Annotated in this window: 20 protein-coding genes; 19 read left to right on the plus strand and 1 reads right to left on the minus strand. The window is 36.2% G+C overall.

Features of this window, described 5'->3' with window-relative positions; translation table 11 throughout:
• Positions 1-21 precede the first annotated feature (21 nt).
• From F6U93_RS05330 to F6U93_RS05390, 13 genes are all read left to right on the plus strand, one after another.
• Positions 22-261, plus strand: coding sequence for a hypothetical protein (locus F6U93_RS05330; RefSeq protein WP_150937563.1), 240 nt, complete (start codon positions 22-24; stop codon positions 259-261).
• Between the two features lies 1 nt (position 262).
• Complete coding sequence (locus F6U93_RS05335) at positions 263-2590, plus strand: molybdopterin-dependent oxidoreductase (protein ID WP_150937565.1); 2328 nt, start codon at positions 263-265, stop codon at positions 2588-2590.
• Between the two features lie 2 nt (positions 2591-2592).
• Positions 2593-3297, plus strand: a complete 705-nt coding sequence (locus tag F6U93_RS05340) for a nitrate reductase cytochrome c-type subunit (protein WP_150937567.1) — start codon at positions 2593-2595, stop codon at positions 3295-3297.
• The gene (locus F6U93_RS05345) at positions 3284-3913 is read left to right on the plus strand and encodes a cytochrome c3 family protein (protein ID WP_225312573.1); all 630 of its coding nucleotides are present in this window, start codon (positions 3284-3286) and stop codon (positions 3911-3913) included. The genes F6U93_RS05340 and F6U93_RS05345 overlap by 14 nt, the downstream gene beginning before the upstream one ends.
• A 33-nt stretch (positions 3914-3946) precedes the next feature.
• Positions 3947-5092 carry a 4Fe-4S dicluster domain-containing protein gene (locus F6U93_RS05350; protein ID WP_150937568.1) on the plus strand — a complete coding sequence of 382 codons (1146 nt, stop codon included), beginning with the start codon at positions 3947-3949 and terminating at the stop codon, positions 5090-5092.
• A 175-nt stretch (positions 5093-5267) separates the two neighbouring features.
• Positions 5268-6491 (plus strand): sulfate reduction electron transfer complex DsrMKJOP subunit DsrP, encoded by a 1224-nt coding sequence (gene dsrP / locus F6U93_RS05355; RefSeq protein ID WP_150937570.1) that lies wholly within the window; start codon positions 5268-5270, stop codon positions 6489-6491.
• A 144-nt stretch (positions 6492-6635) separates the two neighbouring features.
• A complete protein-coding gene (locus tag F6U93_RS05360; protein ID WP_150937572.1) occupies positions 6636-7385 on the plus strand; it encodes a Crp/Fnr family transcriptional regulator in 750 nt (249 codons plus the stop codon).
• Between the two features lie 344 nt (positions 7386-7729).
• On the plus strand, positions 7730-9124 hold the full coding sequence (locus F6U93_RS05365) for a CmpA/NrtA family ABC transporter substrate-binding protein (RefSeq protein WP_150937574.1): 1395 nt from the start codon (positions 7730-7732) through the stop codon (positions 9122-9124).
• Positions 9125-9201: 77 nt separating this feature from the next.
• Positions 9202-10308, plus strand: coding sequence for an ABC transporter permease (locus F6U93_RS05370; protein ID WP_150937576.1), 1107 nt, complete (start codon positions 9202-9204; stop codon positions 10306-10308).
• Positions 10309-10374: 66 nt separating this feature from the next.
• Complete coding sequence (locus F6U93_RS05375; RefSeq protein ID WP_150937578.1) at positions 10375-11223, plus strand: ABC transporter ATP-binding protein; 849 nt, start codon at positions 10375-10377, stop codon at positions 11221-11223.
• Between the two features lie 8 nt (positions 11224-11231).
• On the plus strand, positions 11232-12065 hold the full coding sequence (locus F6U93_RS05380) for an ABC transporter ATP-binding protein (protein ID WP_150937580.1): 834 nt from the start codon (positions 11232-11234) through the stop codon (positions 12063-12065).
• Positions 12066-12165: 100 nt separating this feature from the next.
• Positions 12166-13488: an alginate export family protein gene (locus F6U93_RS05385; protein ID WP_225312575.1), complete on the plus strand. Its 1323-nt coding sequence runs from the start codon at positions 12166-12168 to the stop codon at positions 13486-13488.
• Positions 13489-13591: 103 nt separating this feature from the next.
• Complete coding sequence (locus F6U93_RS05390) at positions 13592-15127, plus strand: YifB family Mg chelatase-like AAA ATPase (protein WP_150937582.1); 1536 nt, start codon at positions 13592-13594, stop codon at positions 15125-15127.
• An 86-nt stretch (positions 15128-15213) separates the two neighbouring features.
• Here the strand turns inward: F6U93_RS05390 and F6U93_RS05395 are convergent, their stop codons facing one another.
• On the minus strand, positions 15214-15744 hold the full coding sequence (locus F6U93_RS05395) for a DUF5004 domain-containing protein (protein WP_150937584.1): 531 nt from the start codon (positions 15742-15744) through the stop codon (positions 15214-15216).
• 246 nt (positions 15745-15990) lie between these two features.
• Here F6U93_RS05395 and F6U93_RS05400 point away from each other — a divergent pair, with 246 nt between their 5' ends.
• The 6 genes from F6U93_RS05400 (at position 15991) to F6U93_RS05425 (ending at position 24797) form a co-directional block, all read left to right on the plus strand.
• On the plus strand, positions 15991-17109 hold the full coding sequence (locus F6U93_RS05400; RefSeq protein WP_150937586.1) for a DUF2891 domain-containing protein: 1119 nt from the start codon (positions 15991-15993) through the stop codon (positions 17107-17109).
• A 49-nt stretch (positions 17110-17158) separates the two neighbouring features.
• Positions 17159-17896 (plus strand): 5-oxoprolinase subunit PxpA, encoded by a 738-nt coding sequence (gene pxpA / locus F6U93_RS05405; RefSeq protein WP_150937588.1) that lies wholly within the window; start codon positions 17159-17161, stop codon positions 17894-17896.
• Position 17897: 1 nt separating this feature from the next.
• Positions 17898-18626, plus strand: a complete 729-nt coding sequence (gene pxpB, locus F6U93_RS05410; RefSeq protein WP_150937590.1) for a 5-oxoprolinase subunit PxpB — start codon at positions 17898-17900, stop codon at positions 18624-18626.
• Positions 18619-19473 (plus strand): 5-oxoprolinase subunit C family protein, encoded by an 855-nt coding sequence (locus F6U93_RS05415; protein WP_150937592.1) that lies wholly within the window; start codon positions 18619-18621, stop codon positions 19471-19473. Before pxpB ends, F6U93_RS05415 begins: the two co-directional genes overlap by 8 nt.
• A 718-nt stretch (positions 19474-20191) precedes the next feature.
• Complete coding sequence (locus F6U93_RS05420) at positions 20192-23233, plus strand: SusC/RagA family TonB-linked outer membrane protein (RefSeq protein WP_225312577.1); 3042 nt, start codon at positions 20192-20194, stop codon at positions 23231-23233.
• Between the two features lie 25 nt (positions 23234-23258).
• Positions 23259-24797, plus strand: coding sequence for a RagB/SusD family nutrient uptake outer membrane protein (locus tag F6U93_RS05425; RefSeq protein ID WP_150937597.1), 1539 nt, complete (start codon positions 23259-23261; stop codon positions 24795-24797).
• Positions 24798-24863 lie beyond the last annotated feature (66 nt).

A 24863-nucleotide genomic window follows, 5' to 3' on the forward strand; every position in this document is an offset into this window, starting at 1 on the left:
ACTTAACAACAATTTAGGAATATGCCAATTAAAAGCTATTTAGCACATCCACAAGACGGTAAAAAGGCTGAACTACATGCCGCTTTAACCAATTTAAGTCACTGCGAAGTCATTCCGGCAGAGAACGAAGATTTACTTATAGTGGTTACTGATACCAATGATATTTCAGAAGATAAAAATTTAAAAGAACAGATAGAATCTATTGCTAGTTTAAAACTTTTGGCAATGGTTTCTGGTTTTGACACACCTAAAAGCAATTAATATGTATACCTCGTTAACCAACAGACGTAGTTTTATTAAAAAAATGGCCATCATGTCAGCGATGACCGCGGCAGCAACCATGTTCCCAGGAATCATATTTGCTGAAGAGCAGGAACGTGATTTAACTAATGGAGGCGATTTAGATTGGAAAAAAGGCCCTTGTCGTTTTTGTGGTGTAGGTTGTGGTGTTTTAATAGGTGTTGATAAAGGAAAAGCTGTAGCGGTTAAGGGGGATCCTAATTCTTCTGTAAATAAAGGCTTGCTTTGTGTTAAGGGCTATCACCAAATTATGTGTATTCAAGCCGAAGACCGTTTAACCCATGCACTTGTTAAGAAAAATGGGAAATATGTGCAAATGCCTATTAGTGAGGCCTTAGACATTGTGGCTAATAAAATGAAGGAAACCATGGATACTCATGGTAAAGATTCTGTTGCTATGTACACCTCTGGGCAGTCAACAATTCCAGAAGGTTATGTAGCTTCTAAATTAATGAAGGGGGCTATAGGTTCTAATAATTTAGATTGTAATGCCCGTTTGTGTATGGCAAGTGCAGTTACTGGTTTTTTAACCAGTTTTGGTGCTGATGAACCTATGGGCTGCTATGAAGATATCGATCACGCTGATTATTTTATCACTTGGGGTAATAATATGGCTGAAATGCACCCGGTTTTGTTCTCTAGAATGTTAGAGCAAAAAAATAGAAGAGGTGCTAAAATTATAGATTTTGCAACTAGAACAACACGTTCGAGTATGGCTTCAAATAAATCGATATTGTTTGAACCACAAACAGATTTAGCGGTAGCCAATGCCATTTGTTATGAAATAATTAATCATGGTTGGGTCAATAAATATTTTGTTGAAAACCATGTGAATTTCAATAAAGGCTTAACCGATATGGGCTATGGATTAGAAGATAATTACAGCTTTACCGATAAACCTACTCAAATTGATTTTGAAGCTTATAAAGACTTTTTAGAAGATTATACGCCAGAAAAAGTATCAAAATACTCTGGAGTATCAGTAAAAGATATTAAATATCTGGCTGAAATTTATGGCAATCCAAACACAAAAGTGGTTTCGTATTGGTGTATGGGTATGAACCAGCATACTCGAGGGACGTGGATTAACAATTTAGTTTATAATATTCATTTATTAACAGGTAAGATTTCGCAACCTGGAAACGGTCCATTTTCTTTAACAGGACAGCCGTCTGCTTGTGGAACTGCAAGAGAAGTAGGGACCTTTACTCATAAATTGCCACATGGTGTTGTTACTAATGCTAAAGACCGTGAAATGGCTGCTAAAATTTGGAAGGTTCCTGTGGAGCGCATTCCTTCTAAGCCAACCTATCACGCAACAGAAATGTTTAGAGCGGTAGATCGTGGCGATATTAAATTTATATGGACACAAGCTACAAATCCATTAGTTTCCTTGCCAAAAACAAGTCGTTACCGTCCAGGAATGCAAAAAGACTCTTGTTTTGTGGTGGTCTCTGATGTGTTTCCTACGCCAACTTCCGATGTGGCTGATGTTATTTTACCCGCATCTTGGCATATCGAAAAAGGTGGTTTATACGGTAATTCAGAGCGTAGAACTCAGTATTGGGAACAAATGGTGGAAGGTCCTGGTGATACCATGCCGGATGCCTGGATGTTTATCGAAGTAGCTAAACGTATGGGGTATGGTGAATTGTTTCCATATTCTAGAGAAAATCACGTTGAAGAGATTTTTAATGAGTACCGTCAGTTTCATGAAGGGGCTAAACACGGTATGGCACCTTTAGAGGTTTTGAAAAAGCAATCTGGCGCGATTTGGCCTTATGTGAATGGAAAGTCTACACAATGGCGTTTCAATGCAAAATATGATCCTGCTTGTACTAATGATAAAGATTTTCACTTTTACGGCAAACCAGATGGAAGAGCGGTGATTTGGCAACGGCCTTATGAACCAGCACCAGAGATTCCTGATGATGAATATCCTTTCTGGTTGAATACCGGACGTGTTATTGAGCATTGGCATACAGGGTCTATGACTCGAAGAATTCCTGTGCTTCACAAAGCCGTGCCTCATGCTTATGTTGAACTTCATCCCGATGATGCCGAACGTTTAGGTATCGTTAATGGAGAAAAGCTTAAAGTGACTTCTAGAAGAGGCTCTTGTGTATTGCCAGCGGCAATTAATGAAAGAGGTTTGCCAACCAAAGGACAGGTTTTTGTACCGTTCTTTGATGAAAATATGTTAATTAACGATGTGACTTTAGATGCTTTTTGTCCGATTTCAAAAGAGCCAGATTATAAAAAATGTGCGGTTAAAGTTGAAAAAGTTTAAGGATGAAAAAGAGATTGGGTATCATATCGTTTTTTGTAATTCTCTTTATAGCATTTATTGTTATTTGGGGCTATAGTTATCAAGAAGGTTTGGAGGAGGCTTACGTGCCACTTGAACCCCAAGACAGGACCTACGCCATACCATCTGAACAAGGGGTGTTTAAGCGCGCAGAATATGCTTTAGATTATGCAAACATGCCTGTAGATGAAGCGCATCAGCGGTCTTTAGAAACGTATTATGATAATAGAGCGTTTCATGGGGCGCCGCCTAGTATTCCCCATCCTGTGGCGAATGAGCGTAGTATGGGGGAAAACGTGTGTTTAAAATGCCATCAAAATGGTGGTTTTGTAGATAAGTTTAGCGCCTATGCCCCAGTGACACCACATCCAGAATTAGTGAATTGCCGACAGTGTCACGTACCAGTACTCACCGAAAAATTATTTGTAGCCAACGATTTTAAAAAGGTTAAGGCTCCAGCGGCTGGTGTTGGTATGAACAATGCGCTTACCGGGAGTCCGCCAATAATTCCGCATCAAATTCAATTACATGAAAATTGTTTGGCCTGTCATGCGGGACCTGCAGCTCCAGAGGAAATAAGGGTCACACATCCCGAACGCGTAAACTGCCGCCAGTGTCATGTTCCTAATAATAAGGAGATGACCGATATAGGAACTTTTAAAAGAATGCAAACTAATGAAGTGCAATAGAGATATTATGAATAGAATCATTTATGGCTTTGTTTTTTTAATCTGCTGTTTCTCATGTAAGCATGGTGAAGGCAAATACCATGGTGTTATTGAAAAGATTAATGCCGAAGGTGAAAATTACCATGGTACATCGATTTCATCTGAAAAATATTTGGACGGTATAGATATGGTTGAAATCACCGAAGGTGAACATACTTTTTTGATTCCAGAACGTAAAGGACAAATTAGATCTTATGCCTGTACAGAATGCCATTCCAAACCTTTAAGTGATATGCATACCGAAGGTGTTCAAAAGGCACACTGGGATATGAAGTTGGTACACGCCAATGAAAATGCTATGAATTGTATGACTTGTCATAACCCAAATAATATGAACGAGTTAAAAAGTCTTACAGGTAATGATATAGATTTCAATAAGAGTTATCAGCTGTGTAGCCAGTGTCATAGTAAGCAATTTGAAGATTGGAAAGGTGGGGCGCATGGTAAACGTATTGGGGGCTGGGCGCCACCACGAGCAGCAATGACTTGTGTGAATTGTCATAATCCACATAAACCGGGCTTTGAGTCTAGATGGCCAGCACGATTTAATACGGTTACAGAAGAAGAAAGAAAATAGAAAATAGTACGAAGATTTTAAAACATTTAAGACATGAGTAAAAAGTGGTTTTCTTTAAATTTTGGTAGAAATAACGAAACGCCTTCGGGGTCTGGGTCTTGTGGCTGCGGAAAAACCTCAGGTGGTTGTGGTTCGCACGCCACGCCAGATACCGTCGATTCTGATGGTTACCAAATGACTGATGAAGAATTTGCTGAAGCGGCTATCAATGCTTCTATAGGAGAAGAAACCAAAAAAGACGGCTTTGATCAGGTTTTTGATGTGAAAATGGATAGACGAACCGCCTTTAAGAAATTAACTGCGAGTTTGCTTATTGGAGCAGGTGCTGTAAGTACATCATGTAGTGTGGTTAGTGGTGACGATAGCAAAGAAAAGGCGCAAATAGACTGGGAAGAGCAGTTTAAAGGCAACTATAAATTGATGTCTGATGATGAAAAAAGCGCCACTGTAGATCGCTTAATGCGCTCTTATGAATTAAGAACTGGAAAAAACATCAGTATGTCTTCTAAAAATGCTGAGGAAGATGTGTTGTTTGGTTATGCCTTTAATATTTCTAAGTGTCAAGGTTATATGGATTGCGTGAATGCCTGTGTTGAAGAGAATAATCAAGACCGTGATTCTGAGATGCAATACATTAGAATTCATGAAATGAAAGACGGTCAAGGCTTTAATTTTAATGAAGCTGATGATAATTATTACCATGAAGTTCCTGCTGAAGGCCATTTTTACATGGGTACCCAGTGTTTTCATTGTGATAATCCACCTTGTGTTGAGGTTTGTCCGGTGCAAGCTACCTGGCGTGAAGATGATGGTCTCGTAGTGGTTGATTATGATTGGTGTGTAGGTTGTCGTTATTGTATGGCGGCTTGTCCTTATGATGGCCGACGCTTTAATTGGAGTAAACCTGAAGTGCCTGAAGCAGAAGTTAATCACAAGCAACATTACTTAGGAAACCGCATGCGTAAGAAAGGGGTGATGGAAAAATGTACATTCTGTGTGCAACGCTCGCGAGCAGGTAAAAATCCAGCTTGTGTTGAAGCTTGCCCTACTGGAGCGCGAATTTTTGGAAATTTATTAGATCCTAAAAGTACGATTCGTTGGGTTTTAGAGAATAAGAAAGTCTTTAGACTGAAGGAAGATTTAGGTACAGAGCCTAAGTTCTGGTATTTTATGGATTAAGGTTGTTGATATGTTGAATCGTTTAACGGTTAAATCGGGAGTAACGGTTCAACAAATAAACATTTACCAAAGAATTAATTGAGCTAATTTATTAGTTGAAAAGTTTAAAACTTAAGTCGATTAAAGAAATAAACGATTCAACGAATAAACATTAAATAATAGAATTATTAAAAACATGAGTGGATTTAAAGTTTTTACAAGTTTGGTTAAAGATAGTTTAGCGACAATAACTCGTGGGTCTTTAAGGTATCATATTTGGATGGGAGCGCTTACTTTTCTCATGTTGGTGGGGATGTATTGTTATTCCATTCAGTTGAGTGAAGGTTTGAGTGTAACAGGGATGACAGATCGTGTGAGCTGGGGACTTTATATTTCTAATTTTACTTTTTTAGTAGGTGTTGCGGCAGCAGCCGTTATGTTGGTGATGCCTACCTATGTGTTGCATGATGTAGATTTTAAACAGGCCGTTTTAATAGGTGAAGGGCTCGCAGTGGCGGCTTTGTTAATGTGTTTGGCTTTTGTAGTGGCCGATATGGGTGGACCTTCGGTGCTATGGCATATGATACCAGGAATAGGCGTGTTTAATTTTCCAAACTCCATGCTAACTTGGGATGTTCTAGTACTTAATGGGTATCTGTTTTTGAATCTTACCATACCGTTATATATACTTTTTAGACATTATCAAGGTAAAGAAGCAAAGTCTAGTGTGTATGTGCCAGGAGCTATATTATCGGTGTTTTGGGCGGTTGGAATTCACTTAGTTACCGCTTTTTTATATCAAGGTTTGCAGGCGCGCCCGTTTTGGAATAATGCACTGTTAGGGCCGCGTTTCTTGGCTTCAGCCTTTGCGGCGGGACCTGCCCTTATTATTTTGGTTCTAGCAATTATAAGGAATTTTACAGAATTCAAAGTTCAAGATAAAACCCTTAGAAAGATTGCAATGGTCGTTACTGTTGCAGCTCAAATTAACTTAATCATGTTAATTTCAGAACTGTTTAAGGAATTTTACGCCCCTACACATCATAGTGAAAGTGCTTATTATTTATTTTTTGGTCTGCATGGGAAAGATGCTCTGTTGCCATGGATTTGGACTGCTATTCCGTTGAACGTCTTAGCAACTGTATTGCTTACTTTTCATAGGTTGAGAAATAATTTCACAATCCTTTATATCTGTTGTTTCTTTTTATTTATAGCTATCTGGATTGAAAAAGGCTTTGGTTTAATTGTTCCTGGTTTTATTCCTGGACCTTATGGTAAAATCGTAGAATATACGCCTACAGGAATAGAAATAGGAGTGACAATTGGTATTTGGGCCATGGGAGCCTTTGTCTTTACGATACTCGCTAAAACTGCTATTGGTATTGAATTGGGGAAATTGAGATATAAGAAGAAAGCTTAAAATACTTCCTGATTTCGGAATATAAAGTCTATAAAACATCAATTGAATAATTTCGGTTGGTGTTTTTTATTAGACTCCTAAAAATAAGTGATAGTTTTAAAAACTAAGTATTGTTACGTATTTTTGAGGAAATTAAATTTTATTATGCCTTTATCAGCTTCACATTTAAAATCAAGAAACAATGCACTTAACGATGTGTCTTGTGAAGCCTGTATTAATGAAAAGTGCTTAATTAAAAGCAGCTTATCTTCTTCTTTAGATTCTAAGTTTGTAAAAAGTAAGAACACTTTAAAATGTAAAAAAGGGCAACAGTTTATTATGGAGGGGGCTCCTGTAAATGGCTTATTCTTTATATTAAATGGAACCGTTAAAGTATTCAGAACCGGTATTAATGGTAGAGAGCAAATTGTGCGATTCGCTAAGGAAGGAGAAATTATTGGACATCGTGGTTTTGGTACCGAAGAGTATTATTCTATTGGAGCGATTGCTTTAGAGGATACCGTTTTGTGTTATTTTTCAAAAGAAGAACTTCAGGAAGCTTTGCTTGAAAATCCGCAGTTTGCCTATAATATGATGCTGTTTTACGCTAATGAGCTTAATAGGAGTGAAAATAAGGTGAAGTCTATTTCTCAAATGACTGTACGCGAACGTGTGATTGACACCTTATTATATTTACACCGAAAATTTGGTGATTTAAATGGTTTCTTGAAACTCCCTTTAAGCCGTAAGGAATATGCTGATTACGCCGGGACAACGGAAGAACAGGTTATTCGAATTTTTTCAGCATTAAAAAAGGAAAAGCTTATTTCTGCAAAAGGAAAAAAAATAGCAGTGACTAATATTCAGTTACTAAAAAGCGAAATTAGTGAGCATCATTATTTCTTGGATGCTTAACTGAGCGTGCCTATCATGGTATTGTATTCCTTAAATTCATAGACCACTTTATATAAGTTTAAATGAAGTGATTTTCTTTTCTACTTAATTTTTCTACTTAAAAAGTACTGTTTCTACGTATTTTTTAGAATTCATCTATTCTTATACGTAGCTTTATGTTAGGTTGTTGTGTTGTGTAATATGTTTGTTTTTAATCTTTTATATTTAAAACATGTGTTTTGGCAGGTTTGATTATGGTTTAAAAAGAGGTTTGTACATGGTATTCATCATGAAATAAAACGAGTACTACTTATATATTTGCTATGTATAAGTATTAATACTTAGTTTAATCAAAATCAAACAACATGAAATCACTATTCAAAAAATCAACTTTAATCTTACCAGTAGCAGCATTACTGTTTTCTTGTGGTAATAAAGAAAAGAAGGAAACTATAGCAGAAAATGTAGTTTCTGAAACTTCAAATACAAAAACATTAGAAATTGAAAAACCACAATTAACTTTTGGTTTCATCAAATTAACAGATATGGCGCCTTTGGCTATTGCTAAAGAAAAAGGATTTTTTGAAGATGAAGGCTTATTTGTTTCTGTAGAAGCACAATCAAACTGGAAAAACGTATTAGACCGTGTTATTGATGGTCAGTTAGACGGTTCACACATGTTAGCAGGACAGCCAATTGCAGCAGGTGCTGGTTTTGGAAGACAAGCAAAATTAGTAACCGCTTTTTCAATGGACTTAAACGGAAACGCGATTACAGTTTCAAATGATGTTTGGTCTAAAATGAAGCCTAATGTACCAACTGGATCTGATGGGAAACCAGAACATCCAATCAAGGCTGATGCTTTAAAACCAGTAATTACTGAGTATAAAAATTCTGGGAAGCCTTTTAAAATGGGGATGGTATTTCCAGTATCTACACACAACTACGAAATTAGATATTGGTTAGCAGCTGCTGGTATTAACCCAGGTATGTATACTGCTGATAATGTTCAAGGACAAATTGATGCTGATGTGTTATTATCTGTTACACCTCCGCCACAAATGCCAGCTACTCTAGAAGCAGGAACAATTCACGGATACTGTGTAGGGGAGCCATGGAACCAACAAGCTGTTTTTAAAGGTATTGGTGTGCCTGTAGTAACCAACTTAGACATCTGGAAAAACAACCCAGAAAAAGTGTTTGTAATGACTGAAAAATTTGTTGAAGAAAATCCAAATACAGCCATAGCAGTAACTAAAGCATTAATTAGAGCAGGAAAATGGTTAGATGAGCCAGGAAATAGAGCTGAAGCGGTAAAAATCTTATCAATGTCTCAGTATGTAGGTGCTGATGAAGCGGTTATCGCAAACTCTATGACAGGAACATTCGAATTTGAAAAAGGCGATAAGCGTGATATGGCAGATTTCAACGTATTCTACAAGTACAATGCAACATATCCTTTCTACTCAGATGGTATTTGGTTCTTAACTCAAATGCGCAGATGGGGACAAATTCCTGACGCTAAACCAGCCAATTGGTATGCTGAAACGATTAAAGATATTTACAGACCAGATATCTGGACTAAAGCCGCTAAACTTTTAGTTGAAGAAGGAAACATTCCTGCAGGCGATATTCCAACAACAGACGGTTATAAGCCAGCAACAGCAGACTTTATCGATGGAACAACTTATGATGGTAAGGATCCAATTTCATACATCAACAGTTTCAAAATCGGAAACAAAGACGAGGCAGTACAATAATAATAAAATAAGAAGTAAAAGAAGTTAGGGGTAAGACGTTCCTTATTAGATAATCACTAATCAAATAAACAAGAACCATGAAGCAAAGTATAACATTAGAAAAAGTATCCAAATTTATGGGATTCGGTTTTTTAACCACCTTAAAAGATCTATTCACAGGGAAGCTAGAGCGCGAAGATTTTGTAAAATTTTTACGTAAAGTTGTCGTACCGCTTGCTTCTATTCTTTTATTTATCGGATTATGGCAATTAGGGGCTAGATCCTTATACGAAAGAGAGGCTAATTATAAAATTCAAACGGCTCTAGTTGATCAAGGTCCGGAAGCTGCCGAAGCTATGCGTGAATGTATCGCTTCTGGTGACATCAGTTGCCAGCCAAATACTTTGCCTTCTCCAGGACAGGTTTGGGAGTCTTACCAGTCTTTAATTAGAGATCATAACATCATTAGAGCTGATAAAATCGCATTTATTGAGAAAACAGCAGCCTTAAATGAAAAACGCATTGCAGCTGGTAAAGATCCTATTACTTATACAGGTAGACCTTCTTTTATTGATCAAATCGTGATGAGTTTAAAAACGGTATTCGCAGGGTTTTTATTAGCCTTAGTTATTGCAATACCTATTGGAATACTAATCGGGTTAAGTCCGAGTTTAAAAAGTGCTTTCAACTGGTTTATTCAAATTTTTAAACCTGTATCTCCTGTAGTTTGGTATTTATTGGTGTTCATGATTGTAAAAACCATTTTAATTGATTCTACGGAAGATAGCTCGTTCATCATCTCCTTTATTAGTGTTGGGTTTTGTTCAATGTGGGCAACCTTAGTAAACACAGCAATGGGTGTTGCTTCGGTAGATAAAGATTATATCAATGTAGCTAAAGTATTGAAGTTAGGACCAATGCAGAAGATTTTTAAAGTGATTCTACCATCGTCTTTACCATTAATATTTACAGGTTTAAAGATTACCTTATCAGTAGCATGGATGGTATTAATTGCGATTGAATTATTAGCACAGAGTCCAGGTTTAGGGTTATTTGTTTGGGAAGAATTTCAAAACGGAGCCAACGATTCAAATTCAAAAATCATTGTAGCCATGTTTGTTATCGGAATCATCGGATTCTTATTAGACCGCATCATGCTTACCATTCAAAACTGGGTGTCATTCAATAAAACGGATGCGATATAAAAGTGCCTGAGGCCTTGTTGAAAACAACTCAGCAAATAAACGATTCAACAATTAAATATTAGAGAAATGGCTTACTTAGAACTAAAAAATATATACAAATCTTACGGTCAGGGTGAAAACGAAACCGAAGTACTTTCAAATATCAATTTAACTATAGAAGAAGGTGAGTTTGTAGCGATTGTAGGATTTACAGGAAGTGGGAAAACCACTTTAGTTAATCTGATTAACGGACTTATTCAACCAACAAGTGGCGAGGTTTTATTTAAGGGAGAACCTGTAGTAGGAACCAGTCACGAGCGTGGTGTAATCTTTCAAAATTACTCACTGTTGCCTTGGTTAACCGTAGCGCAAAATATATTTATGGCAGTTAAAGAAGCCTTTCCGAAGAAATCTAAAAAAGAATTAAATGACATCGTAAAGAATTTTGTTGAGATGGTAGGCTTGTCTCATGCTATTAACAAGCGTCCCAATGAATTATCGGGAGGGATGCGCCAGCGTGTAGCCGTAGCTCGAGCTTTAGCGATGAAACCAGAAATGATTATCATGGATGAACCTTTAGGGGCGCTAGATGCTTTAACCCGTGGGAATCTACAAGATGAAATTTTAAATATCTGGGGGAAAGATAAGCGTACTGCCTTATTAATTACTAACGATGTTGATGAAGGGATTTACATGGCAGACCGTATTATTCCTTTAAAACCAGGGCCAAAAGCGACTTTAGGTCCGGAATTTAAAATTGATATTGAACGCCCACGAGATAAAACCGAATTAAATGATAATGCCAATTTCAAGGAAACAAGAAACTCCATTATCGAGTACTTGATGGAGATTGGAAACGACCGTAAATCTGAAGCTCAAGAAGTTTTTGAATTACCAGAATTAGAACCTAAAAGTTTTGTTGGACGCTTTAAATAATTAGAAAAATGACTACAAATATTATAGATAATACCCCGAAACGTGTGATTACGCAACCTGAAGTTTTTCCTTCATCTGAAGTCATGCTAGATTTAAAAGATTTGAAGAAAGTGTATCCAACACCAAAAGGGGATTACGTGGTGTTAGAAGACTTAAATCTTCAAATAAAAAAAGAAGAATTTGTAACCATTATTGGGCATTCGGGTTGTGGAAAGACGACCATGCTCTCTATGATTGCAGGTTTAAATCCGATTTCTGGAGGGAGTATTTCGGTTTTAAGCAAGCATATTCAAGGTCCAGGACCAGATCGTGGTGTAATTTTTCAGTCGCCAAGTTTAATGCCATGGATGACTGCACTTCAAAATGTTCTGTTAGGTGTTGATCAAGTTTTTCCGCATGCAACCAAAGCGCAGCGTCATGATATTGCTAAGTATTATTTACAGAAAGTTGGTTTAGAAGATGCCTTCCATAAAAAGGCAAGTGATCTCTCTCAAGGGATGCAACAACGTGTAGGAATAGCAAGAGCTTTTGCTATTAAACCTAAAGTGTTACTTCTAGATGAACCTTTCGGAATGTTAGACTCGCTAACTAGAGGAGAACTTCAAGATATTCTTATTGAAATCTGGAATAAAGAAAAAATTACAGCAGTTATGATTACTCACGATGTCGATGAGGCGATTTTCTTAGCCGATCGTGTGGTGATGATGACTAGTGGTCCTAAAGCTAAAATTGGTGATATTTTAAATATCGATTTTGAAAGACCAAGAACTAGAAAATCAGTTTTAGAACATGATGATTATTACACATATAGAAAACATCTTATTGATTTTTTAGAGCATTAATAAATTACCTTATTAAAACTTAATCAAAACTGCCAAATATTAAATATTTAGATTGTTCCGTTCGTCGTATTTTCGTACTTTTAATCACGGTTCAGTTTAGATGAAAACAAACAAAAAAACAGATACTAACAAACTTAAAATCAACAACATGAAAAAACAATACTTACTTTTTGCGCTACTTTTTGCTGCGATTCAATTTGCGCAGGCTCAATTCTCTATCGATGGGCAATTAAGACCAAGAACGGAATACCGTAACGGTTTTGGTACATTAATTCCTGAAGATTCTGAGCCTGGTTATGGCATTTCTACCAGAGTGCGTTTGAATGCAGGCTATGAGTCTGAAACCTACAAAGCGTATATTAGTTTACAAGATGTGTTTGTTTGGGGGGAAAACAGACAAATTTTACCTTATGATCAAAACAATTCGTTCGCTATTTTCGAAGCTTGGGCAGCTATAAAGCTTGGTTCTGGTTGGAATACAAAATTAGGACGCCAGGTGTTGTCTTATGATGATCAACGTATTCTTGGTGGCTTAGATTGGGCACAACAAGGACGTAACCACGATGCAGGGCTTATCACATACAAGAAAAATGATTTTGCTTTAGATGTGGCCTTAGCCTTTAACCAAGATTATTCAAATCCAACAGGGTTTATTTCAGAAGGAAACGAATACAATACTTCAGGTTTTTTCTCTTATAAAACCATGTATATGGCACATTTAAGTCAGAAATGGGGAGCGTTTTCAGGAAGTTTATTATTAATGAATAATGGTTTTCAAGATGATGATGCCGGTTTAAATGATATCGCTAATTTACAAACTATGGGTGTGCATTTAAAGTATGGAAAAAATGCATTTTCTTTAGCGGCTAACTTATACTTACAAACTGGTGAAGCCATTTACGGAACTTCATACAAAGATGTAAAAGGTGGTTTCTTATCTAGTTTAGATTTCGGATTTAAAGCTTCTGACAAAATTGCGTTAGGTGTTGGTGCAGAAATTATTAGTGGAAATGGTGAAAGTGACCCTGGAAGTACTAGTGCATTCTTCCCGTTATACGGAACGAATCATAAATTCAATGGTTTTATGGATTACTTCTACGTAGGAAACCATGCAAATTCTATTGGTTTAATAGATGTTCATGTGAGTGCTAACTTTAAATTTAATGATACGACCAGTCTTTTAGTAAAAGCTTTAAACTTTAGTGGTGAAGAAGAATTACCTAGCGGAGATAAAGCATTAGGAACTGAAATCGATTTAGTGTTTGCTAAGAAGTTTAAAGGTTATGCCTTAAAAATTGGTTACTCTCAAATGTTCGCTTCTGAAGGGATGTATGAATTGAAAGGTGTTCCTGAAGTTGATGCTGATAACATTCAAAACTGGGCATGGGCGATGTTAGTATTCAAACCTAAATTTTTAAATTAGGAAACTAATACAGAAGAAATAGATTTAAATTAAATCCCGCAATTGCGGGATTTTTTGCATTTATATAAATACTTTTCCTACATTTAAGCCATAATTACTAGTTATGCTTAAAAAAATTTATGCCAGCGCCGTTTTTGGTGTTGAAGCTTCGACAATTACTGTTGAAGTTAATGTTGATAGCGGAATAGGCTACCATTTGGTAGGTTTGCCAGACAATGCGATCAAGGAAAGTAACTTCCGAATAGCTGCGGCACTTCAAAATAATGGCTATAAAATTCCCGGGAAGAAAATTACGATTAACATGGCGCCTGCCGATTTACGGAAAGAGGGTAGTGCCTATGATTTAACCTTAGCTATCGGTATTTTATCAGCCTCTCAACAAATTCAAGCCGAAAATTTAGATCAGTATTTAATTATGGGCGAATTGTCTTTAGATGGCAGTATTCACCCTATAAAAGGTGCCTTGCCAATCGCAGTGAAGGCAAGAGAAGAAGGTTTTAAAGGGTTTATACTTCCAAGCTCAAATGCTAAGGAAGCAGCCATTGTAAATGATCTAGAAGTTTATGGTGTTGATAATATTAAACAGGTTATTGATTATTTTGATAAAGCAGTTTCTCTAGAACAAACCATAATTGATACCCGAGAAGAGTTTAATAAAAGCTTGAATTTTCCTGAGTTCGATTTTAGCGACGTGAAAGGTCAAGAAGGCATTAAGCGCTGCATGGAAATTGCAGCAGCAGGTGGGCATAATATTATTTTAATAGGGCCTCCAGGAGCAGGTAAAACCATGTTAGCTAAACGTTTACCGAGTATTTTGCCGCCCATGACACTCTATGAAGCTTTGGAAACGACCAAAATTCATTCGGTTGTAGGGCGTGTAAAAGACACGGGTTTGATGGCACAAAGACCTTTTAGGAGTCCGCATCACACGATATCAAATGTGGCCCTTGTAGGCGGCGGAAGTTATCCGCAACCCGGAGAAATTTCATTATCACATAACGGGGTGTTGTTTCTAGATGAATTGCCAGAATTTAAACGGGAAGTTTTGGAGGTCATGCGGCAGCCGCTTGAAGATCGTGAAGTAACTATTTCTAGAGCAAAATTTACAGTGACTTATCCGTCGTCATTTATGTTGGTGGCGAGTATGAACCCTAGTCCTGGCGGTTATTTTAATGATCCCAATGCCCCTGTAACCTCAAGTCCTGCAGAAATGCAGCGGTATTTGAGTAAAGTCTCTGGGCCTTTATTAGACCGTATTGATATTCATATTGAAGTGACCCCAGTACCATTCGATAAGCTTTCCGAGGAACGAAAAAGCGAAAGTTCGGTAACGATTAGAGAGCGGGTTACCAAAGCACGAGAAAGTCAAACGCAGCGGTTTTCAGATTCTGAAACCGTTCATTATAACGCCCAGATGAATACTAAACAAATTAGAAAGTATTGTGCTTTAGATGCGGCTTCCAAAGACTTGTTAAAGACGGCTATGGAGCGTTTAAACCTTTCTGCAAGAGCGTACGACAGAATTTTAAAAGTGTCAAGAACGATAGCTGATTTAGAAGGTTCTGAAACTGTTAATGGCACACATATTAGCGAAGCAATTCAGTATAGAAGTTTAGATCGCGAAGGTTGGTTGGGGTAATGAAAAAGCGCTCTGAAAGGCTGTAATATGACCTTAGAGCGCTTTTTACGTACATCATTTATGGTGTTTAAATACCATTAATTTACCTATGATTTTGTATAAGTAGTTACGGTTAAAAGTTTAATGATTTTACCGTTTACATCAGAGAATGTCATAGAGTTTTCCACTGAAAATTCAGTAATATCCTCATTCAACTCAAGTGCTGTTGTTGCTGAATTACAGTTAGAAACTATGGTTAATATATAATCGTTTTCTAGTTTCCATGTACCATTAGTTCTGTTTTCTTCTTCACAGTCACCGAAATGCATGCCTTGCTCAAAAGCGTAGGCTCTATCACTGTTAAAATTATAAACAGCATCTTGAACACATTCGTCGTATTGTGCGTATAAATCCTTGCTTGGGTTGTCTGTTTCGTCATCAGTTAAATCAATTTCTTGGTCGGCCACAATGCTTCCTAAAATCCATTTACCTGAAAATTCAGTTTCAAGTTCTGTAAGTTCGCCTGTCAAAGGATCTGTGCATGATATGTTGATATCGTCATCAGAGCAACTTACTATAAGTACAGATAGAAGGGTTAAAATGAAGAAGTTTTTTACTGCTAAAATTGATTTGTTCATGGTATTTGGGTTTTTATTTGTTTTTAATGAGATGTAGAAAAAACTATATAGTTGCGTCACAAATCCATGATTTTTTAATAAAATGAAATAATATTGTATAAAATATTGGTCTGTAGTTTGTTGTGGTGATGTTGGTTTCTGAATAGAGTAAGTCTAGTTGTGTTAAAATTAAAATTCTTGCATTTAATACTTTAGTTTTGTTAGAGATTTAATAGCTTTCGGCTTAAAATCATTTATCAAAATATTATGAAACATTTTATACTTTTCTTTTTAGTTGTTTTTTTCTTCAGTTGTAATTCATCAAAAAAAGAAAAACCTGAAGAAATAGATCAAGGAGAGATGGTTGTTTTAGCCGAAATTCCAAAGTTAGATTTAGAACAAGCTAATAAGCTCGCAGAACTCCCTTTGCATTGCATTAATGTTGAGTATCCAAACCGTTTATCTCAAACGTTAGGGGCTGATGATGATTTGAAAACGCCCAATGTTTTGCACCCTGCTTTTTATGGTTGTTTTGACTGGCATTCTGCGGTACATGGGCATTGGAGTTTGGTGCGATTATTGAAAACTTTTCCAAATCTTGAAAATGCCGATGCCGTAAAGCAGCGTTTGTTGCAGAATATATCTAAAGAAAATATTGAGGCAGAAGTGGCGTATTTCCAAGGAGCACATAATAAAAATTTTGAACGAACCTATGGCTGGGCCTGGTTGTTAAAACTAGCGGAAGAATTGCATACCTGGGATGATGCTACCGCTAGAAAATTGGAAGATAATTTAAAGCCACTCACTAACCTCATTTCTGAAAAATATATTGAATTTTTACCTAAACTAAATTACCCATTGCGTGTAGGAACACATTCCAATACGGCCTTTGGCTTGTCTTTTGCTTATGATTATGCCGAAGCACTAAATCATGAGGATTTAAAGGCAGCAATATCTACACGAGCCAAGGAATTTTATTTAAAAGATGAGGACTGCCCAATAGCATGGGAGCCTAGCGGAAGTGATTTTTTATCACCATGTCTAGAAGAAGCAGCATTAATGAAACGTTTGCTTGCTAAAGAAGCGTTTTTAACTTGGATTAATAAATTCTTACCAGAATTAAAAGAATCGTCTTATAATTTAGAACCAGGAAAGGTGTCTGATAGAACTGATGGCCATTTAGTGCATTTAGATGGGGTGAATTTTTCAAGAGCATGGAATTTATACAAAATTTCAGAAGGTTTACCAGAATTTAGTCATTTAGAAAATATAGCGAATCACAGTATCAATTATTCTCTACCTAGTATATTTGAAGATAGTTATGAAGGCGGACATTGGTTGGGGAGTTTTGCGATTTATGCGTTACACGCTTCTTCTGAAAATTAATTATGAGTATCTTGGATTTATTAGAGTTTTAATTTAAAATGCTTTAAAAATGTACAAACGGATAGATATTAATGCCGATATAGGGGAGGGGATAGAGAATGAAGCAGAACTCATGCCGCATATTTCATCTTGTAATATTGCTTGTGGTGGTCATGCAGGTAATCTAGAAACCATGAAGCGTGTTTCCAGTCTCGCTAAAAAACACGGTGTTAAAATTGGCGCACACCCTTCTTTTCCTGATAAAGAAAACTTTGGAAGAAAAGCTGTGGATATGCCGAGTACAGCCCTGTACACATCGATTATCAACCAAATTAAAGACCTTAAACGTGTTTTAGATGAAAATCATTTGCATCTTCACCATGTAAAGCCTCATGGAGCGCTTTACAATATGGCAGCAGTTGATGAAAAAATAGCTAAAGTTATCATTGAAGTGATGAAAGCTTTAATGTTGCGGGTACATCTTTATGTGCCTTACAATTCCGTTATTGCCAAACTGGCTATCGAAAATAAAATCCCGATCATGTATGAGGCTTTTACAGACCGGAATTATAATTCAGATTTAACACTAGTGTCAAGAGCAAATGAAAATGCCTTAATTACAGATGCTGAAGTGATGTATAATCATGTTTATGCTATGGTGGCTCATGAGGAGGTTAAAACCGTTTCAGGAGAGTTTGTAAAAATTAAAGCAGACACCTTTTGTGTTCACGGCGATAATCTTGATGCTTATGCATTAATACAATCATTAACGAAGCGATTAAAGTCTGAAGGCATTCAAATCATTTAGCATGGGGTTTAAACTATCATATAAAGTCTTTGGGGAGCAAGGTGTTTTGGTTGAATGGCCAAAGGAAATTTCAACAAAAATCCTCGATGATGTTATTAATTTTAAGGAACGGCTTAATACTTCAGATCTTAAAAATATTATAGAAATACGGTCGGCGTATCAATCACTTTTAATTTTATATTCAGAAGACATTTCTTTTGAAAAAGAAGTTGAGGTATTGAAGACAATTTATGATTCAGAAGAAAAATCTTCAGAAAGCCAATCAACCATTTGGAGAATTCCTGTGTGTTATGATGCGGTGTTTGGTTTGGATTTAGAGGAAATGTCTCAAACTAAAAACTTATCGGAAGAGGAAATTGTTAAACGACATGTCGAGGTTTTATATACGGTTTATTTTATTGGGTTTTTACCAGGATTTCTCTATTTAGGAGGCTTAGATGAAAAATTAAGCACCCCACGGAAGGCGTCACCGAGATTGGTCGTTGAAAAAGGAAGCGTAGCTATTGGAGGGGGGCAAACTGGAATTTACCCTTCAGAGAGTCCAGGTGGATGGCATATTATTGGTCAGACCCCTGTTGATTTTTTTAATCCGAAAAACACCCCGCCATGCTTTGCTAAACCAGGTGATGGTATTCACTTTTATGAAGTGAGCTTAAAAACCTTTAACGATATTAAAGTTTTAGTCGATGCTGGGGTGTATCAAATAGAAAGAGAGGAGAGTCATGATTAAAGTTTTAAAATCGGGGTTTTATACCACTATTCAAGATTTAGGACGTACGGGGTATCAAGAGTATGGTGTACCGTATTCAGGAGCGATGGATCAACAAGCTCTAAAATTAGCTAATGCGCTTTTAGGAAATAATGAAGATATGGCTGTTCTAGAAATGACCATGGTTGGACCACGGTTAGAATTTCAATGTGCTACCTTGATTTGTATTACTGGTGCTAACATGCAGCCTAAGATCAATAATAAAATGGTGGGACTGTATAAGTTGCACCAGGTACATACCGGTGATGTGTTAAGTTTTTCCGCTTCAAAATCTGGGTTTAGAAGTTATTTGGCAGTAAAAGGGGGTATTCAAACCGACCAGGTAATGTGCAGTAGAAGTTTGTACTCGGGTGTTACAAAGGACGCTACGGTTAAAAAATCTGAAGAATTACCTATAGAATTTTTTGAAGGGGGGACTAACAATGCCCATGCGGCTTTAAAAATAAATACCGATTATTTCAATTCTAAAACACTTGTGGTGAATGAAGGTCCGGAGTTTCAATTGCTATCGAAAGCCCAACAAATAAAATTAATAAACTTTGAGTTTCATGTTTCCAGTAATAATAACAGAATGGCATATCAATTGGAAGAGTCTTTTGAAAATGCTTTAGAACCTATTATTACTGCTCCCGTTTTACCAGGAACCGTCCAACTTACTCCCTCAGGAAAATTAATAATTCTAATGCGTGATTGTCAAACCACAGGAGGTTATCCGCGTGTGTTACAACTCAATTCTACTAGTATTAATTTCCTTTCTCAAAAATCTACTGGGCAATCTTGTTTATTTAAGTTACTTAACTCTAAGTAATACGAGAATATTTTATGGCTATTTGAGGGAAAATGGAGGTCTAAATTTAATTTAAATTTGAGGATTAGTGCTTTATTGATTCATCCGCTTTTAGAGTTGTTTTCATGTGGCTTTAAAGGCTGTTTTTAAATGTTTATTTCTGCTGTGGAATTTAATTTTACACCTTTTTTTCATGTCTGTTTAAAATCAATGGATAAGTTGCTAATCATATGGCAAATTCAGTAAAATCTGATTGTTTGTCTTTTTTGTGCTTTTCTAATTTAATGTTAATATGAGAAGATGTTTTTACAGGAGTTAACATTTATTTAATACACTATTCACCATAAAATAATAGTTAAAATTTCTTATTTAAAATTGTTATAAATCGATAAATGGTTGAATTCTCAGGAAACGTCAATTTATCCAAAAACACTTACAGTTTTTGGGGTTTTTTTGTTTGTTTTCATGGGAATTTCAAGTTTGTTTATTAAAAAGGTTTAAAATAGTAAGTGTGTATCTGGAGATTTTAACCATGTTTCTTTATGATATCACTATTTTTTCTGTGTGATTTTTAGATTTCTTCAATAATCATTGTGTTTTTAACATAATAATAACATATATTAGCAACGCCAAATTGGTATACCAGTTTAAAATACCAGATTGGTTTACCATAGACTAATTATTTATTAACAAAAAAAATTAACAAATGAATTTAAAAACTAAACTAACATTAATGTTAATGATGATATTCAATATATCATTGTTTGCACAGGACGGATACCAGTTGTCCGGTACTGTAACAGATGAAAACAACACGCCCATTCCAGGTATTAATGTTATCATTGCTAATACCACTACAGGTACAGCAACTGATTTCGATGGTGGGTTTACATTAAACGTAAAGTCAGGTGATGTACTTCAGTTTTCGTACATCGGTTATGTTAAACAATCTATTACTATTAACGGACAAAAATCTTTAAAAGTAACTATGGTTGAAGACGCTAGTCAACTTGACGAAGTTGTTGTAGTAGGATACGGTGCTCGTAAAAAGAGTGATGTAACAGGAGCTGTTTCTTCGGTAAAACAAGAAGAATTAACAGCATTTCCTGTATTAGATGCTTCTCAAGCTTTACAAGGTCGTGCTGCTGGTGTAGATGTACAATCTAATAATGGTGGTGAGCCAGGTGCTCCTATCAGTATTAAAATTAGAGGTAATACTTCTATTAATGCTAGTAGTTCTCCGCTTATCGTTGTTGATGGTTTCGTAGGAGCTACTATGCCACAAGCTGGTGATATTGAGTCTATGCAAATTTTAAAAGATGCCTCGGCAACTGCGATTTATGGTTCGCAAGGCGCTAATGGTGTGGTTTTAGTGACAACTAAAAAAGGTAAAGCTGGTAAATTAAACATTGATTTTAACTCAACTTTCCAAGTGCAAAATACTTCTAACAGATTAGATTTATTGAATGCAAATGATTTTGCTAATTACCAGAATGATATTCGTGCAAATCAAAACAATTCAAATGCTTACCCACAAGGATCATACGATACAGATTGGCAAGATATGATTTACAGAAACGGTAGCGTGGCAAACCACCAATTAGCTGTTTCAGGTGGATCTGAAAAAGTTAAGTATTATGCTTCTACAACTTATTATACTCAAGATGGTATCTTAGTAAACTCTGATTATGAAAGACTTTCTTTCTTATCTAACTTAGATGCTCAGGTAACTGACAAGTTAAAAGTTGGTGTGAACTTAGTTGGAAATGCTAGTCAAAAAGGTGGTGTAACTACACAATCTAATGGTTCTGTAACTGTAGGTGGTGATGATGTGGTTTCATTAGCGATGCGTTTTGCTCCAGATAAAGGGGTGTACGATGCTGACGGGTCTTTTTCTACAAATGATGCCGTTGGTGATGAGGTTGATAACCCTTATGCTGTAGCAACTCAAAGAGATGATGATACTGAAATTGAGGAATTTAGAGCAAATCTTTATGCAAGTTATGATATCTTAGAGGGATTAAACTTCAAAACTACTTTTGGTGTTAGTGAAAAAAACACTTTTAGAGGGATGTATATGCCTCGTACTTTAAAAGTTACTGCTAGTACTGAAAACGGTAGAGCGATTATGCAAAACTGGAAATCAAGTAGTGTTTTAAGTGAGAGTTATTTAACTTACAACAGAGAGATTGGTAAAGGTGTGTTAACTTTATTAGGTGGTTATTCTTATCAAAATAAAACAAATCAAAGCTCTTACAATGAGGGTATTGGTACTATTTCTGATTCGTTTTCTTACTATGGTTTATATACAGCAACGAGTTTAATTCAGCCAACAGCTGGACAAGTTTATACTAACGAGAGTACAATTCAATCTGTATTTGGTAGAATTAACTATGATTTAAACGACAAGTATTTACTTACGGCTACAGTAAGACGTGATGGGGCATCTAACTTTGCTGAAAATCACAAATATGCAACATTCCCATCTGCGGCTTTAGGTTGGAAAATTTCTAATGAAAACTTCTTAAAAGATAGTAATGTTATTTCTAACTTAAAATTAAGAGCTAGTTATGGTGAAACAGGTAACCCTTCTATTGCGCCATACCAATCTTTAGCAAGTTCGGCAATTATTTATGCTTCAAGTGCTGGAAATACAGTGGCTGCAATTACGCCAAATCAAATGGCTAACCCAGATTTAAAATGGGAGACGTCTATTCAAACTAACGTTGGTTTAGATTTCGGATTTTTAAATAACAGAATTACACTTTCTTTAGATTACTACGATATCGATACGGAAGATTTAATTATGATTAACAGAGGACAAAGTGATTACTTAGGGCAATATAACCAAAATGCTTTAATTAACGTTGGTTCTATGAACAATACAGGTTTTGAAGTTTTCTTAACCTCTAATAATATTACTAACGATAACTTTACTTGGTCTACAGACTTTGTATTCTCTAAAAACGTAAATAAAGTAACAGCTTTAATTAACGGTGATGATTGGTTTGGTAATGGAGCGCCTTCTTATTTTAGTGTTGAAGATACTTTCGTGTTAAGAGAGGGAGAAGAAGTTGGACAATTCTGGGGGTATGATTACGCTGGTGTTTATCAAGGTGGTGCACTTCCTGATGGAACTTCTGTGATTCCTGCATCTAGAGATAGTAGTGGAAACCCAATTCCTGGTGAGCCATTATTCAGAGATGTTGATCCAGATGGAGAAATTAATGATGCTGATAGAACGATGATCGGTAACCCAAATCCAGATTTCACTTGGGGTTTCACAAACAACTTCACGTTTAAAAACTGGGATGCAAACATCTTTTTCCAAGGGTCTCAAGGAAATGAAATTTTTAACATGACTGCTGTTCAGTTAAATAATGGTGACTCTAACACAACTTATGATTACTATAACAATGCTTGGACACCTAACAATACAGATACTAATGAGCCACGTGTGGGTAATGCAAGTTTTAGAGAAATTTCTTCTCGTTTTGTTGAAGACGGAAGCTATGTGCGTTTAAAAAACTTAGCGATTGGATATAACTTATCTTCTCAGGTTTTAGAAAACATTGGTATTGAAAAATTAAGATTATCTGTAAGTGGTCAAAACTTATTTACTTGGACTAACTATTCTGGTTTAGATCCTGAGGTTAGTTATTTTGGTGCTCAAGGTGGTACTAATGGAAACAACCAAGCATCTAATACAACTAGAGGTTTTGATTTTGGATCGTATCCAACAGTGAGATCTTACAGTTTCAGCTTGAACTTAACATTTTAAGAATCATTTTAAAAAAATATAAATAATGAAAAATACGAAATATATAATATGGTTATTGGTAATGGGATTATCAATAATGGGATGTTCGGATTTGGAAGAAGAACCAGTAGGGGTATTATCTCCTGATGGATTCTTTAACACGCCTGGTGACATTCAAATTGCAGTAGATGGTGCCTTGACGCATGCGATTAACGAAGAGATTTGGGGTAGAAAATTATCAGTAGCCTTAATGTTGCGTTCAGATATGGTGAATGTTCAATCTAGCCAAGCACGTAGAGTTGAAATGGACATGCATTCTATTTCAGGGAATAACGAAATGGTTTATGACCCATGGAGAAGAATTTACTTAGGTATTGCTGCTGCCAATAATGCGATTGCAGGTGCAGACGATGTTGAAGCTACAGATGATTTAAAAAACCCTGTTACTGCACAAGCTTACTTTATCAGAGCATGGTACTATTTTCATTTAGTACGTTTATTTGGTGATGTGCCTTATATTGCTGAACCAATTGATGGTAGTAACGTTGAATTTTATCAAAATATTTCTTGTACTTCTGAAGATGTAATTTATGAGAATATTATTTCAGATTTAGAATATGCTGAACAATGGTTGCCAGAGAGTACAGCTGCAACAGGTATTCCATCTAAAGGAGCGGCTAGCTCTTATTTAGCTTTAGTTCATTTAACTAGAGCAACAAGTGATGCTCGTGATGCTAAAGATTTTAATCAAGCTTATTTATATGCTAAAAAAGTAATCAATAGCGGTAATTATTCATTAGATGATAACTTCCAAAATTTGTTTAATGCTGATGAAGCTGGTAATTCACCTGAAATGATTTTCTCTTTAGATTATAATAATGTTGAAGCTGATGATAATGCTTATGATCAAGTAGCTCCTATGACAGGTGTAAGAAGTGATGATGACGATCAAGGTTGGTCTGTTGCTGTTCCTGTTATGGCTGTTTATGATTCATTTGAAGATGGCGATTACAGAAAACGTGTTAGTTTCCAGACTGAAGCTACTATTGGTGGTGTAACTGTTGATTATACAAACTTTCAAATTAGTGGTCATGAGCACGCAGGTAATATGCCTTACATTGCTAAGTACACACGTTTCCCTGGTCCTTATTCTAGAGGTAATAAGCGTGCAACAAGTATTAAATACCCTATGATGCGTTATGCAGAGGTGTTATTAATTGCCGCTGAAGCAGCCCTTGAAGAGGGAAATACAGCTGAAGCTTTAATGTATGTTAACCAGGTTAGATCTAGAGCTCGAATGGGTGGTGCTACAACTAATGGAGGATATGTTCCTGAAACAGTTTCTCCAAGTGCTGTGCCTGCTGATTTAGCAGCTGTTACTCTTGATGATATTATTGAAGAGCGTAGAATTGAGTTAGCTTTTGAAGGTAAAAGATGGTATGATATCAAACGTAGAGATTTAGGTGATGAAGTATTTAGTGCTTCTGGTCTTGAAGGTGCTAAGTCAGACTGGAACGCTGCTGTTGATTATGATACGCCGATTCCTCAAGATGAGATTCAAAGTAACCCTAACTTAACAAACTAAGAAGGGATTCACTTAAGTTTATAATTATGTCTAGTCCTAAATAACCGATACAGATTATTAAAGGAT

It is taken from the genome of Pseudotamlana haliotis (genome assembly GCF_008806375.1).
Classification (GTDB): Bacteria; Bacteroidota; Bacteroidia; order Flavobacteriales; family Flavobacteriaceae; genus Pseudotamlana; species Pseudotamlana haliotis.